This is a genomic window from Dokdonia sp. R78006 (assembly GCF_042466145.1).
GTDB lineage: Bacteria > Bacteroidota > Bacteroidia > Flavobacteriales > Flavobacteriaceae > Dokdonia.
Genome location: NZ_JAXHBU010000001.1, coordinates 166,454 through 179,854 on the forward strand (window position 1 = coordinate 166,454; position 13,401 = coordinate 179,854).

Genomic DNA, 13,401 nt, shown 5'->3' on the forward strand with positions numbered 1-13,401 from the left:
GCCTACGCGGGAATGACAAAATATTTATTCAGATGAATAGAATAAAACAAAAATTACAAGAAGATAAAAAGCTCCTAAGCTTATACTTCACTGCTGGATATCCAGCGATAGATGATACTGTTTCTATCTTAACGCAGCTTCAAGAAAGCGGTGTTGATATGGTGGAGATAGGGCTACCTTTTTCAGATCCGCTAGCAGATGGGCCTACTATTCAAGAATCAAGTACTGCCGCGCTTCATAACGGAATGACTACCGAAAAACTGTTTAGCCAATTAGACGGTATTCGTGAAACCATTCACATTCCGCTTATTGTGATGGGTTACTTTAACCCGATGTTGCAATATGGCGTTGAAAAATTCTGTAAGCGTTGTCAAGAAATAGGGATCGATGGTATTATCATGCCAGATTTACCACTAGCCGAATACGAAGCGGAGTATAAAGCAATCTTTGAAAAATACGGACTTATCAATGTGTTTCTCATTACTCCTCAAACGAGTGATGCGCGCATCCAGCAACTAGATGCAGCAAGTGATGGCTTTATCTATATGGTGAGTAGCGCGAGTACTACGGGTGGTACTAGCGGCTTTAGCAATTCGACTTCAGATTACTTTGAGCGCATCGCAGCAATGAATCTTAAGAGCCAGCAAATTGTAGGATTTGGTATTAGTAATGAAGAGACTTTTAAAGCAGCAACTACACACCAAAAAGGAGCCATTATAGGAAGCGCTTTTATAAAGCATATTACTAAGAATGGAGCAAACAGTGTTGCTAGTTTTGTAGAAACTATTAGGTAATCAACACTTTAACCTAAGACTAACAAGCCTTTAAGACGAATTAACAACCGTGATTTTTATCTTTATATCAACTTAAAAATGAAAAAGATTATGGAACGTAAATTTGAAAGAAAAGTAGAGCAAACAAACCCGACCAATCCAACGGGAAATGTAAACCAGACTACAAATGACTTTGATATCGATAAAAAGACTATCAAAGAACAACAGAATAAAAAGTAAGTTGAGATTACCCTATATATAAATGGTAAAGCCGCCCAATGGGCGGCTTTTTTATGAAATAATCCGAGTAAATTATACTACTCTTTCTCTTGTATTTCTTTCCAAATCTCATTTGCACAAGGTTCTACCACATCTGGCACTAGACCAGAACAGTCACCACCGTTACGTATTACATCGCGCACAATAGATGAGGATATATAACTCTTACCAGAGCTGGTAAGTAAGAATACCGTCTCAATACCAGATAATTTTCTGTTGGTATGAGCTATTGCTTTTTCAAACTCAAAATCGCCAGGATTACGCAGTCCTCTTAGTATGAATTCGCTTTCTTGCTCCTTACAGAAATCTATTGTAAGACCTTTATAAGTCATCACCTTAATACGCGGCTCGTCTTTAAACGTGTCAATAAGAAACTGCTTACGTTGTTCTAATGAGAACATATATTTCTTATCTGCATTAACACCTATAGCAAGTATCACCTCATCAAATAAGGTCAAGCCTCTTTCTATAATATCATAATGCCCAAGAGTAATAGGGTCAAAACTTCCAGGAAATACTGCTTTTCTTATCATAATCTATAGCTTAATATGGTATTCTTTTAATTACTAGTAACGCTTTCTATGCTTGCGCTCGTTCTATACAATATTCAATGGCTTCACCAAAAACTTCTGCAAGTGATAATCCTGCTGCTTTAAATTCTCTTGGAATGATACTTTCCTTTGATAATCCAGGATTAGTATTTACCTCAACAAAATGCGGTTTACCCTCGTGAAAGATAAAATCTATGCGACAGATTCCTTTTAAACTCAAGAGATCATAAATCCCTTTTGTAAGTCCTTGCACTTCATTTGTCTCTTTTTCTGAGAGTCGTGCGGGCACAATTTCTTGTGATTTTCCAGAATACTTTGCCTCTAGACTAAAAAAGTCTCCATCTGGCACAATCTCACAAGCCGGTAATACTTGTGTCTCTCCTCCAAAGTTATACACTCCTACAGACACCTCTGTACCGCTTAAAAAAGATTCTATCAGCACTTGGCTATCTTCTGAGAACGCATGCTCTAGAGCCTGCTCTAGATCTCCTTCCTTATATACTTTACTCACGCCATAACTAGAACCTGCGCGGTTAGGCTTCACAAAGCATGGATACCCCACTTTTAATGCTAGCGAATTTTTAAAAGGCATATCAATAATATCTCCTTTATTCACATACACAGATTGCGCCATTGGCACGCCGTATGAACTTAGCACGCTTAGTGTGTCGCGCTTATTAAACGTCATTGCACTTTCATAAAAGTCACAACTCGTCTGTGGGATTCCTAGTAATTCTAGGTAGGCTTGTAGTTTTCCGTCCTCGCCTGGTGTTCCGTGTATGGTATTGTAACAAGCTTGGAATGTTACCTTTTTCGCGAAAGCGTCAATAAAGCTAAAATCGCCTTTATCTATTGCAAATCGCTCGCCATCTATCACACAAAACCATCCCTCCTTAAGGATATGCACGGCATACACTTGGTATTTTTCTTTATCTAAAGAAGCAACTACGGTGGCACCACTGTTAAGCGATATTTGGTACTCGCTACTGTAGCCACCCATTAAAACGGCGATATTTTTTTTCTGCACTTTCGTGAAAATTTGAAAAGACAAAACTAAATCTGTCTCGTTAACGTTAATGTAAAAATAGGTATAATCATACCTACACCAAATAGGCTATCTATTTTATATATTTGCACCCTTAACCATAACCCATCTATGAGTCTTTTAAAATTTCTAGTCAGCAAAGCATTTGTAAAACAAATTGTACTTGCTATCATCATCATCATCGCATTAGTATTTGTTACTAGATGGTGGTTAGGAAGCACCACAAATCACGATGAGCGCATTGCAGTGCCTAATGTGAAAGGGATGACGCTTGATCTAGTCTCTCAAGAACTAGAAAATGCAGATCTGCGTTACTTTATTATAGACAGTGCAAATTTTAATCCTGACTATCCTAAGTATTCTGTGATTGATCAAGAGCCTAATGCTGGAAAATTTGTAAAAGAAAATAGACAGATATACCTTGTATTGAATCCATCTGGGTTTCAAAAAATGACCATCCCTCCTATTGTAGGTAAAACACGCCGCCAGGCAGAACCTTCATTAAAGGCGTTAGGATTTGAGATAGGAAAAGTAACCTATGTAGACTGGATAGGAAAAGACGAAGTAAGAGATATAAGACACAAAGGAAAGAGAGTGAAAGCTGGAGATAGACTAGAAAAAACTTCTGTTATCGACCTAGTATTAGGTAATGGTAAAGGTGACTACCGCGACGCTATTTCTGATGACTCATCAGACGAAAACTAAACAATGAACGAAGAACAATTTATAGGTCCAGAACCTCAAGACGACGAACTTTACGAGCACTACAGTTTTACTGCTAGTAAAGGTCAAGAACCATTACGCGTAGATAAATTCTTAATGAATTTTGTAGAAAATGCTACCCGTAATAAAATCCAGAAAGCTGCCAAAAACGGCAGCATTCAAGTAAATAATATTGTTGTAAAACAAAATTATAAAGTAAAAGCAGGAGATGTTGTGCGTGCCATGTTTGAGCACCCACCACACGAGTTTTTACTCACTCCAGAAGATATTGATATCGATGTGGTTTATGAAGACGACCAACTTATGGTAGTCAACAAACCTGCAGGAATGGTAGTGCACCCAGGTCACGGTAATTACTCAGGAACGCTTATTAACGCGCTTATTCACCACGTAGATAACCTACCTAACAATTCTAGTGATAGACCAGGACTTGTACACCGCATCGATAAAGACACTAGTGGTTTACTTGTGGTTGCCAAAACAGAGCAAGCAATGACGCATCTCTCTAAACAGTTTTTCAATAAAACGACAGAGCGAGAATATGTTGCTATCGTATGGGGTAATGTTACAGAAGACGAAGGAACAATCGAAGGAAATATAGGTCGTCACCCTAAAAACAGATTGCAAAACACTGTTTTTTACGGAGACGAAGAAGACCAAGGAAAACCAGCTGTTACTCATTACAAAGTAATAGAGCGTCTAGGCTATGTAACCCTTGTGAGCTGCAAGCTTGAGACAGGACGTACGCACCAGATACGTGTGCACATGAAGCACATAGGACACACCTTATTTAACGATGAGCGTTATGGTGGTAATGCTATCTTAAAAGGAACGACGTTTACTAAGTATAAACAGTTTGTAGATAACTGCTTTAAGATTTTACCACGCCAGGCACTGCATGCAAAGACATTAGGTTTTGTACACCCTACTACCGGAGAATACAAACGTTTTGAAACCCCAGTACCAGAAGACATGACGGGCTGTATAGATAAGTGGCGATCTTATGCTACGCACAGTAAGGAGCAATAGTTGGACTACGCTTTCGCGAAAGCTGATACTACAAGCTCATAATTACATCAAAAGCGAGTCATTGTTTAAAAACAGTGACTCGCTTTTTTTATGCTCTCTGTTGACAAATCTGTTATTTAAAAATATGGTTTAAAGAGTTTTGTGAGGTGAAAGCTTGTATATTGAATTCCATATTAAGAAAGTCAAAGAGCGCAATGCCTAATCATCATACTGGAATAATTTATAAAAGTCAATTATCTACATTCAATATAGCTTTTATGGGGTTTGGGAGCCTAGCCATGATTGGATTTGGCGTAAAATTTTTAATAGGCACCCAAGAATCTGGAATAAATTGGTTCATAATTTTTCCTTTAATAATTATTTTCATTGGAGGTCTTAGTCTATCTAACACATTAGCTCTTTGCTCTGTAGCTATTACTAAAGAATTTCTAATTCTTAATTATCCGTTTTTAAGAAGAACGATACGTATTCCATGGAAATCAATTACAGATGCAGGAATGACGTTTGTTACAACCAAAAGTAGTGGCTCTGATCATGCGTTTAGAATCGGGAGAGAAATTCGACTATTTGCTGACGGTAAACATTATAGATTTACAACTTTTACAATACAAGATCCTGAAAGACTTCTTCTTGAATTAAAAAAAAGACTAGATAGTAGTCTCAAAAAAAAGATGAAGGACGAGTACCAAAAAAGCAAGTCTGACTTTTGGAAGAGCGAAAATGATTCCCGAAGATGGATGAAGAAAATTGTTCTTCCCATTTGTTTAATTATTTTGATATTGTTGTGGGTTTTAAATAAATAAGGAAACACTATTAAACACCTACCTCAACATCCCACCCCAACCTTTCCTTCAAAGGGAAGAAACTAGAAGTCTCCCTTTGAAGGGAGATTTAGAGGGATGTTATGTAAAACAGATAATTTCAATTTCCCATCTCACTAACCATTACCCTTATTCAATCCCGCCATAGTCAAAAACAATAGCAACTGCTGTGTGTAAAGCACATAATTGCTAACTTTGATATCAAAGAAAATTACTTATGAAAATCGTTGTTTCTCCAGCAAAGTCACTCAATTTTGAATCAAAACTCCCAACCACTAGAGCTACGCAACCGCAGTTTCTTGAAGAGGCAGAAAAGCTTAATAGTAAACTCTCAAATACTACAAAGAAAGAGATTCAAGACTTAATGCACATTAGTGAGAAACTAGCAGATTTAAACTACCAGCGTTATCAAGATTTTACAACACCTTTTACAAAAAGTAATGCGCGACCGGCGGTTTATACTTTTGATGGTGATGTATACACAGGTCTTGATGCCTACACCATACCTACAGAAAAATTAGACAAACTTCAAGACTCATTAAGAATTTTAAGTGGTATGTATGGAATTTTACGTCCACTAGATTTAATGCAAGCTTACCGCCTTGAGATGGGAACCAAGCTAGAATACTATAGCACTAAGAACTTGTATGAATTTTGGGGAGACACTCTTACTAATCGTCTTAATGAGGAACTAGAAGATGATGAACTTTTTGTAAATCTTGCGAGCCAAGAATACTTCAAAGCAGTACAACCTAAAAAACTTAAGGTTCCAGTAATCACACCTATTTTTAAAGACTTTAAAAATGGCAAGCTAAAGATTATTGCTTTTTACGCAAAGAAAGCACGAGGCTCGATGGTGCGTTATATTATTGATAAAGATGTAAACAGCATAGAAGATCTTAAAGGATTTGATTATGACGGCTACGCATACAGCGCAGAGGAGTCTAATGAAGATAAAAACGAATTTGTATTTACAAGGTAATTGTCTACAATAACTAAAAACCCATCATAGAGAAATCTATGATGGGTTTTTTACGCTCTGGAAAACATCTTATAATACTAGAACAATTACTTAACCTTCTGCATTTTCGCAGCATCCTTAGCTTTCTTTCTTCCTTTTTTTCTTCTTTTTGCGCCAAAAGTTCCGCGGCTTATTTTTCCTCTTCTTGATTTTTTATCTCCTCTTCCCATATCCATATTTTTAGTTATTCTCAAGGTAGCATTTTTCAAAAAGAACCTATTTTAAAATTCTGTTAATCATCTGCCTATACTATCTTTATAAATAAAAAGTATCACTATGACGTATTACATTCTTATTGCGCTACAACTGGCATGTGCTTACCACGTTTACAAGAATAAAAATAGTTTTTACTGGTACTTTGCTATCCTCCTATTGCCTGCCATAGGCTGCCTAGTATATGTAATCGCTCAGATTTTCAATAAAAAGGATGTTGCTGTCGTTCAAAAGGAATTTACAGCGGTTATTAACCCTACCAAAAAGATAAGCCAACTAGAAAAGAAAGTAGAATTTTCTGATACGTATTCTAATCGTGTGGAGCTAGGCGATGCGTTACTTGCGATAGGTAACTTTAAAGAGGCAGCGATTCAATACGATAGTGTTTTAAAAGGAAGTCAGAAAAACGATTACTACGCAAATACTCAATTACTACTTGCTCTTTTTGAGCAAGAAAAGTATGATGAAGTAATTGCCATAGGTGAGAAAATGAGCGCCGTCTCAGATTTTGAAAAGTCGCAAGCACAGTTTAAATATGGTCTTGCCTTATCAAAAACTGGTAAGGACGAAGAAGCAGAGGCTATCCTTAAAAAAATAGATCAGCGATATTCTAATTATCCTGAGCGCGTGCAACTCTCAAAATTTTATATTGAAAGTAAGATGCAATCTAAAGCTCTAGAAGTGCTACACGAGATGCAAGAAGAGTTTTTAAACCTCACTACACCCAATAGAAAACTACACAAAAACACTTTTATAGAAGTAGAAAGACTTGTTGCGACGACACAATCATAATGTCTGTTTTTAAACACACACATCCCTATCCTCCGTTTAATATTGAGAACGCCACAAAACTCATTGTAGGCACACTTCCTCCTCCTAGATTTACAGAAGGCACTCTTAAAACGGGAGATGTAAACTTTTGCTACGGCAGTATCGATGGGCAACTATGGCCTATTTTAAATAAGATTTTTAATCTCAATCTTACTTTTGAAACTACAGAGCAAGCCATTCAAGAGCGTAAAGATTTTCTCATATCTCGTAATATCGGTATTTGTGATATTGTTGCTTCCTCAGAACGCATCAAAATAGACGCTTCAGATATCGGAATGACTAACGTGACGCTCAGAGATATTTTCGGTTACTTGAGTAAATCTCCAAAAGTGGAAACACTATTATTCACAGGAGGAAATAGTAAAAACGGCCCTGAGTATTTCTTTAGGAAAGCTTGCAAAGAAAAGGATGTAAAGTTAAAAGTGGTAAGCAGCGAAGTACCCCGAGTACATCAGTTTCAATGGCAAGGACGCACTATTAAAACGGTGTCTCTCACTGCACCTTCTGGAGCGGCAAACAGAGCCGTGGGCAGTCTTGCCCTATACAAACAACTCAAAAAGGAAAATCCACAATTCAATACGATAGACTTCAGAGTCTTGCAATACGCTCCTTTCTTTTAATTTTTTTACGCTTTCGCGAAAGCGTAACTCAAACACTATACATCCAAAAATAACTTACTTTTTATTTTTGAGCCAATTTGTATCTTCACACTTCAAGTACAACCAAATGAAAAGACTTTTTTTACTCCCACTACTCGCCATTATCATAAGTTGTGGTGACACAAAAGATAATCCAGAAAATAAAGACTTTACTACGCGCTTTGAAAAAAGCGGAGGTACAGAAACGCCAACCTACCAAGAAGTCATCGCTTTTTATAAGGATCTTGATACTGCGTATCGCTCTATTAAAACCTATGAAGTAGGCACGACAGATGCTGGCGAACCGCTCACGCTAGTTACTTTTAATCCTAATCGAAGTTTTGACAGTGAGTTTTCTGACGATAAAGATGTGCGTCGTATTCTCATAAATAATGGTATTCACCCTGGAGAGTCAGACGGTATCGATGCTACTATGATGCTCATGCGAGATCTTGCACAAGGAAAAATAGAAGCTCCAGAAAATACATGGGTAAGTGCGATTGCAATTTATAATGTAGGTGGCGCTCTTAACCGTAATAGCGGGACGAGAACCAATCAGAATGGACCAAAAGAATATGGTTTCCGCGGAAATGCTCAAAACTATGATCTCAATCGTGACTTTATAAAGCGTGACACAAAAAACGCTGCCGCTTTTGCAGAAATTTATCACATGATTGAGCCAGATGTTTTTATAGATAATCACGTAAGCAATGGCGCAGATTATCAATACACGCTCACACATCTCTTTACACAACACAACAAACTAGGAGGAGCATTAGGTGACTACGTGCATGATGAGTTCCAGCCTATGCTAGAGGAAGACCTTAAGACAAAAGACTGGGAGATTACTCCTTATGTGAACGTCTTTAATAGCACTCCAGAAAAAGGCTTTAGCCAGTTTATGGATTACCCACGTTACTCAACTGGTTTCACTTCGCTATGGAACACTATAGGCCTCATGGTAGAAACCCATATGCTCAAACCCTACAAACCTAGAGTGGAAGGAACGTACGAATTAATGAAAAGCATCTTAAAAATCACTGCCGAAAACGGCACGAAGATTAAAGAAATGCGTGAAGGTGCTTTTAACGCTTTCGCGAAAGCGGAAACCTATCCCGTACAATTTGCTCTAGACACGACCAAAACCACAACCCTAGACTTCTTAGGATATGAAGGAAATATGCAACCTAGTGAAGTGACCGGGAAGGAACGTCTTAAATATGACGTTAACAAACCCTTTACCAAGAAAGTTACTTACTACGATTATTTTAAGCCTACAAAGGAGGTAACGATACCAAAAGCTTATCTAATCCCCAGAGGTTACAGAGATGTTGCGCTTATCTTAAAGGCAAATAACATTAAGTTTGATCAGCTTAAAAAGGACACGACATTTGTAGCTCAAGTATATCATATAGACACCTATGAAACTCGAAATAGCCCTTATGAAGGTCACTATTTACATTACAACACCAGTTTAAAAACTTCTGAAGAAGAAGTTACCATACCAAGAGGTGGTTACATAGTGCCTACAGACCAAAAAGGAATACGCTACATTCTAGAAACGCTAGAGCCAGAGGCGACAGATAGTTTCTTTAACTGGAACTTTTTTGATACTATATTACAACAGAAGGAAGGCTTCTCGCCATACGTATGGGAAGATAAGGCTCAACAATTTCTTGAGACCCACCCTAAAATTAGAATAGAGTTTAATCTCAAGAAGTCGTTAAATCCTGATTTTGCAAATAACTGGTACGCTCAGCTAGACTGGATTCATAAAAAATCTTCTAGTTATGAGAAGGCACACCTACGCTACCCTATCGTTAGGATGCTTAATTAAATATTCTTTAGGAAAGATAAGCTTGATATTTTCGTAAGATTTATCAAGCGCTTTCTGTGATTTTTCAAAGTTGAGCCACTTGGCTTTCTTAATACCTTCCTTTGCTTGCGGCACTAGCTCGTCTGTGCAGCTTGTGTGCATTTCAAACCAGAAGGTCTCCTTAAGACGGAACTCTCCATTACGTTTAAAAACGTGGTAAGTAATTTCCAGTGGCTTTTTAATAGTAAGACCAGTCACACCAGTCTCCTCCTCTACTTCTCTAATAGCACAGTCCTCTATATCTTCTTTTTTCTCGATTTTACCTTTAGGTAAGTCCCAGCGACCGTTACGATGTATAAAAAGAATTTCTTTTTTATCGTTATATACGAGTCCGCCGCCCGCTATTACAAGTTTGAGTTTCTTGCGCAGGTGCTTGAGTAACTTCTCTTCCTTAGGGTGGTAGAGGTTAATATATAACTGTTCTCCATCATATAACTTCTTGATCAGTTTCTTGATCTTGACCTTCTTTATGGAGATGGTTTTATAGTTCTTCCCTATTACCTTTTCTGTAGATAGAATAATAGGAATATCATTCACAAAAACTTTATACATTTGCAGTATGATTTTAGACAAAGAAACGGCAAAAAAAACTGCCGAATTGCTTTTGCAAATTAATGCAATAAAATTACAACCGCAAGAACCTTTTACATGGGCTTCTGGTTGGAAATCCCCAATTTATTGTGATAACCGCATCACACTATCGTATCCTCCTATTAGAAACTACATTCATCAAGAAATGGCAAAGCAAGTAGAAAACATCTACGGCAAGCCAGATGCTATTGTGGGTGTTGCTACAGGAGCCATAGGTATTGGTATGCTTGTTGCAGATTATCTCAACGTACCATTTGCTTATGTACGTCCAGAGCCTAAGAAGCACGGGCGTAAAAACCAGATAGAAGGTCATCTAGAACCTAACAGCACTGTTGTGGTGATAGAAGATCTTATAAGTACAGGTAAGAGTAGCCTTATGGCAGTAGAAGCTCTTAAAAATTCTAACATGACGGTAAAAGGAATGCTTGCAATCTTTACCTACGGTTTTGATACCGCTACTCAGAATTTTGAAGAAGCTGGAGTTACACTCAACACACTTAGTGATTACTCTCATTTACTACTACAAGCTAGGGACACAAATTTTATAACCGAAGCACAACAAGAAACGCTAGAAAACTGGCGTAAGAGCCCGTCAACCTGGGAAAAATAATATTAAAAAAACCTAAATGAATTTAGAAAGCCCTGTAAAGACGCTCAACAAGTCACAAGAAGAAGTTTATAATTTCTTAATGAACATTGAGAACTTTGAAAAATTGATGCCAGAGAATACTAAGTTTGAAAAGATAAGCGATACACGTTTCCTTTTTGGACTTAAAGGTATGCCAGAAATAGTATTAGACCTTAAGGAAGGAATCCCTCATAGTAAAGTAGTACTAGGAGCAGCAAGTGATAAAATACCTTTCCAACTTACTGCAGATATTAAAGAACTAGCAGCAGATAAAACTGAGGTACAACTTCACTTTGAAGGAGAATTTAACGCCATGATGGCGATGATGGTTAAAGGACCTATCACAAAATTTATAGGCACACTTTCTGATAATATGGATGTAATTGCATAACGCAGTTTAAATTCAATATTTCGCAAAAATCAAAGAAGTCCTACAATCTTGAGCAATCTCGATGGTAGGACTTTTTTATATGCTTATTTTTACATAATAAATTCAACAATATGGCAGACATAGAGAAGCTAGAAGCATTTGTAACCCAAGTGCGTAGAGATATCGTACGACAAGTACACAAAGTAAGTTCTGGACACCCAGGCGGATCATTAGGATGTGCCGAATTTATTTCGGTTCTCTATCAAGAGCTTATGGAACGTAAAGAAGGATTTGATATGGACGGCATAGGAGAAGACCTCTTCTTCCTTTCAAACGGGCATATCTCTCCAGTTTTTTATAGTGTATTAGCTCGTTCTGGATATTTTCCGGTCGAAGAGCTTAATACTTTTAGATTACTTAACTCTAGACTACAAGGACACCCTACTACACATGAAGGGCTTCCTGGAGTGCGTATCGCCTCTGGATCACTAGGTCAAGGATTAAGTGTTGCGGTAGGTGCAGCTCAAGCAAAAAAACTTAACAAAGACAACCACACTATCTATACCTTAATGGGAGACGGTGAATTGCAAGAAGGTCAAAACTGGGAAGCAATTATGTATGCTTCGGCAAAAAAGGTTGATAATATTATCGCTACCGTAGATCTTAACGGACAGCAGATAGATGGTAGCACAGACCACGTTTTAAACATGGGAAGTGTGCGTGCAAAATTTGAAGCTTTCGGGTGGATTGTTCTTGATATCGAGCAAGGAAATGATGTAGAAGCTATTGTAAAAGGAATGAATCAAGCCAAAGATCTTTCTGGAAACGGAAAACCAGTTTGTGTATTATTACACACAATCATGGGTAATGGTGTAGACTTTATGATGGGCACACACGCGTGGCATGGTAAAGCTCCTAATGATGAGCAACTCGCGAGTGCTCTAGCACAGAATCCAGAAACTTTAGGCGACTACTAAACCTTTTTCTTATTACGCTTTCGCGAAAGCGTACCAAAAATCATTACAATGAAAACATACGAAAATACAGGCAGTAAGGATACAAGATCAGGTTTTGGAGCTGGAATGACAGAATTAGGAAGGACAAATCCTAATGTTGTTTCTCTTTGTGCAGATCTTATAGGTTCTCTAAAAATACAAACGTTTATAGATGAAAATCCTGAACGTTTTTTCCAAATAGGAATTGCCGAAGCTAATATGATGGGTATCGCAGCAGGACTAACAATAGGTGGCAAAATTCCTTTTACAGGAACTTTTGCAAACTTCTCTACAGGTCGTGTTTATGACCAGATTAGACAGTCTATCGCATATTCTGATAAGAATGTAAAAATCTGTGCATCTCACGCAGGTCTTACCTTAGGTGAAGATGGCGCTACGCACCAAATTCTTGAAGACATCGGACTCATGAAGATGTTACCAGGGATGACAGTAATAAATACGTGTGATTATAACCAGACCAAAGCGGCTACTATAGCTCTTGCAGATCACGTAGGGCCAGTTTATTTACGTTTTGGACGTCCAGTAGTAGCTAACTTCACTCCAGAAGATCAAAAATTTGAAATAGGGAAAGCAGTACAATTACAAGAAGGTAATGATGTAACTATTGTTGCGACTGGCCACCTAGTATGGGAAGCGCTTGAGGCTTGCAAAGTACTTAACGAAAAAGGCATCTCAGCAGATGTAATCAATATACACACTATCAAACCTCTAGACGCAGAGGCAATCATCAAGTCTGTAAAAAAGACGGGAGGCGTGGTAACTGCAGAGGAGCATAACTTTTTAGGAGGTCTAGGAGAAAGTGTGGCAAGAGAGCTATCTCTTACTCACCCTGCGCCGCAAGAGTATGTTGCGACAGCAGATACCTTTGGAGAAAGTGGAACGCCAGCACAACTTATGGAAAAGTACGGGCTTAATGCTGATGCTATTGTAAAGGCTGTAGAAAAAGTAGTTGCTAGAAAATAATCAAACAACACAACCGTTTATATAAAAAGACAT

At 37.9% G+C, this 13,401-nt stretch carries 17 protein-coding genes; 13 read left to right on the top strand and 4 right to left on the bottom strand.

Translation table 11 applies throughout. The features are described from left to right. Nucleotides 1-32: 32 nt before the first annotated feature. Together trpA and SJY37_RS00765 are read left to right on the top strand one after the other, a co-directional pair. The gene (gene trpA, locus SJY37_RS00760) at nt 33-794 is read left to right on the top strand and encodes a tryptophan synthase subunit alpha (RefSeq protein WP_379952685.1); all 762 of its coding nucleotides are present in this window, start codon (nt 33-35) and stop codon (nt 792-794) included. Nucleotides 795-872: 78 nt separating this feature from the next. Continuing rightward, the gene (locus SJY37_RS00765; protein WP_158307006.1) at nt 873-1,013 is read left to right on the top strand and encodes a hypothetical protein; all 141 of its coding nucleotides are present in this window, start codon (nt 873-875) and stop codon (nt 1,011-1,013) included. Nucleotides 1,014-1,090: 77 nt separating this feature from the next. Here the strand turns inward: SJY37_RS00765 and coaD are convergent, their stop codons facing one another. Together coaD and SJY37_RS00775 are read right to left on the bottom strand one after the other, a co-directional pair. Then, the gene (gene coaD, locus SJY37_RS00770) at nt 1,091-1,582 is read right to left on the bottom strand and encodes a pantetheine-phosphate adenylyltransferase (protein WP_108876769.1); all 492 of its coding nucleotides are present in this window, start codon (nt 1,580-1,582) and stop codon (nt 1,091-1,093) included. A 49-nt stretch (nt 1,583-1,631) separates the two neighbouring features. Further along, entirely contained in the window at nt 1,632-2,630 is a 999-nt protein-coding gene (locus SJY37_RS00775) for a D-alanine--D-alanine ligase (RefSeq protein ID WP_379952686.1), read from the bottom strand. Between the two features lie 129 nt (nt 2,631-2,759). Here SJY37_RS00775 and SJY37_RS00780 point away from each other — a divergent pair, with 129 nt between their 5' ends. The 4 genes from SJY37_RS00780 (at nt 2,760) to yaaA (ending at nt 6,203) form a co-directional block, all read left to right on the top strand. Further along, on the top strand, nt 2,760-3,353 hold the full coding sequence (locus tag SJY37_RS00780) for a PASTA domain-containing protein (RefSeq protein ID WP_108876770.1): 594 nt from the start codon (nt 2,760-2,762) through the stop codon (nt 3,351-3,353). 3 nt (nt 3,354-3,356) lie between these two features. Further along, on the top strand, nt 3,357-4,400 hold the full coding sequence (locus SJY37_RS00785; protein WP_298328553.1) for an RluA family pseudouridine synthase: 1,044 nt from the start codon (nt 3,357-3,359) through the stop codon (nt 4,398-4,400). Between the two features lie 161 nt (nt 4,401-4,561). Further along, nucleotides 4,562-5,203: a hypothetical protein gene (locus SJY37_RS00790; protein WP_379952687.1), complete on the top strand. Its 642-nt coding sequence runs from the start codon at nt 4,562-4,564 to the stop codon at nt 5,201-5,203. 235 nt (nt 5,204-5,438) lie between these two features. Further along, nucleotides 5,439-6,203 (top strand): peroxide stress protein YaaA, encoded by a 765-nt coding sequence (gene yaaA / locus SJY37_RS00795; protein WP_379952688.1) that lies wholly within the window; start codon nt 5,439-5,441, stop codon nt 6,201-6,203. Nucleotides 6,204-6,289: 86 nt separating this feature from the next. Here the strand turns inward: yaaA and SJY37_RS00800 are convergent, their stop codons facing one another. Continuing rightward, complete coding sequence (locus SJY37_RS00800) at nt 6,290-6,451, bottom strand: 30S ribosomal protein THX (RefSeq protein ID WP_379952689.1); 162 nt, start codon at nt 6,449-6,451, stop codon at nt 6,290-6,292. Nucleotides 6,452-6,518: 67 nt separating this feature from the next. Here SJY37_RS00800 and SJY37_RS00805 point away from each other — a divergent pair, with 67 nt between their 5' ends. The 3 genes from SJY37_RS00805 (at nt 6,519) to SJY37_RS00815 (ending at nt 9,761) form a co-directional block, all read left to right on the top strand. Then, the gene (locus tag SJY37_RS00805) at nt 6,519-7,247 is read left to right on the top strand and encodes a hypothetical protein (RefSeq protein WP_379952690.1); all 729 of its coding nucleotides are present in this window, start codon (nt 6,519-6,521) and stop codon (nt 7,245-7,247) included. Next, nucleotides 7,247-7,906 carry a uracil-DNA glycosylase family protein gene (locus SJY37_RS00810; RefSeq protein ID WP_379952691.1) on the top strand — a complete coding sequence of 220 codons (660 nt, stop codon included), beginning with the start codon at nt 7,247-7,249 and terminating at the stop codon, nt 7,904-7,906. The genes SJY37_RS00805 and SJY37_RS00810 overlap by 1 nt, the downstream gene beginning before the upstream one ends. Nucleotides 7,907-8,012: 106 nt before the next feature. Continuing rightward, nucleotides 8,013-9,761 (top strand): M14 family metallopeptidase, encoded by a 1,749-nt coding sequence (locus tag SJY37_RS00815; protein ID WP_379952692.1) that lies wholly within the window; start codon nt 8,013-8,015, stop codon nt 9,759-9,761. Here the strand turns inward: SJY37_RS00815 and SJY37_RS00820 are convergent. Next, a complete protein-coding gene (locus tag SJY37_RS00820; protein ID WP_298328571.1) occupies nt 9,729-10,352 on the bottom strand; it encodes an NUDIX hydrolase in 624 nt (207 codons plus the stop codon). The genes SJY37_RS00815 and SJY37_RS00820 overlap by 33 nt on opposite strands. A 7-nt stretch (nt 10,353-10,359) precedes the next feature. On the opposite strand from SJY37_RS00820, the gene pyrE reads away from it, so the two are divergent. The 4 genes from pyrE to SJY37_RS00840 all read left to right on the top strand — a co-directional run bounded on the left by pyrE (nt 10,360) and on the right by SJY37_RS00840 (nt 13,368). After that, on the top strand, nt 10,360-11,001 hold the full coding sequence (gene pyrE / locus SJY37_RS00825; protein WP_379952693.1) for an orotate phosphoribosyltransferase: 642 nt from the start codon (nt 10,360-10,362) through the stop codon (nt 10,999-11,001). Between the two features lie 16 nt (nt 11,002-11,017). Then, the gene (locus SJY37_RS00830; protein ID WP_013751446.1) at nt 11,018-11,410 is read left to right on the top strand and encodes an orotate phosphoribosyltransferase; all 393 of its coding nucleotides are present in this window, start codon (nt 11,018-11,020) and stop codon (nt 11,408-11,410) included. A gap of 110 nt (nt 11,411-11,520) precedes the next feature. Next, nucleotides 11,521-12,366: a transketolase gene (locus SJY37_RS00835; RefSeq protein WP_013751445.1), complete on the top strand. Its 846-nt coding sequence runs from the start codon at nt 11,521-11,523 to the stop codon at nt 12,364-12,366. Nucleotides 12,367-12,414: 48 nt separating this feature from the next. Beyond that, nucleotides 12,415-13,368 (top strand): transketolase family protein, encoded by a 954-nt coding sequence (locus tag SJY37_RS00840; protein WP_379952694.1) that lies wholly within the window; start codon nt 12,415-12,417, stop codon nt 13,366-13,368. The last annotated feature ends 33 nt before the right edge of the window (nt 13,369-13,401 follow it).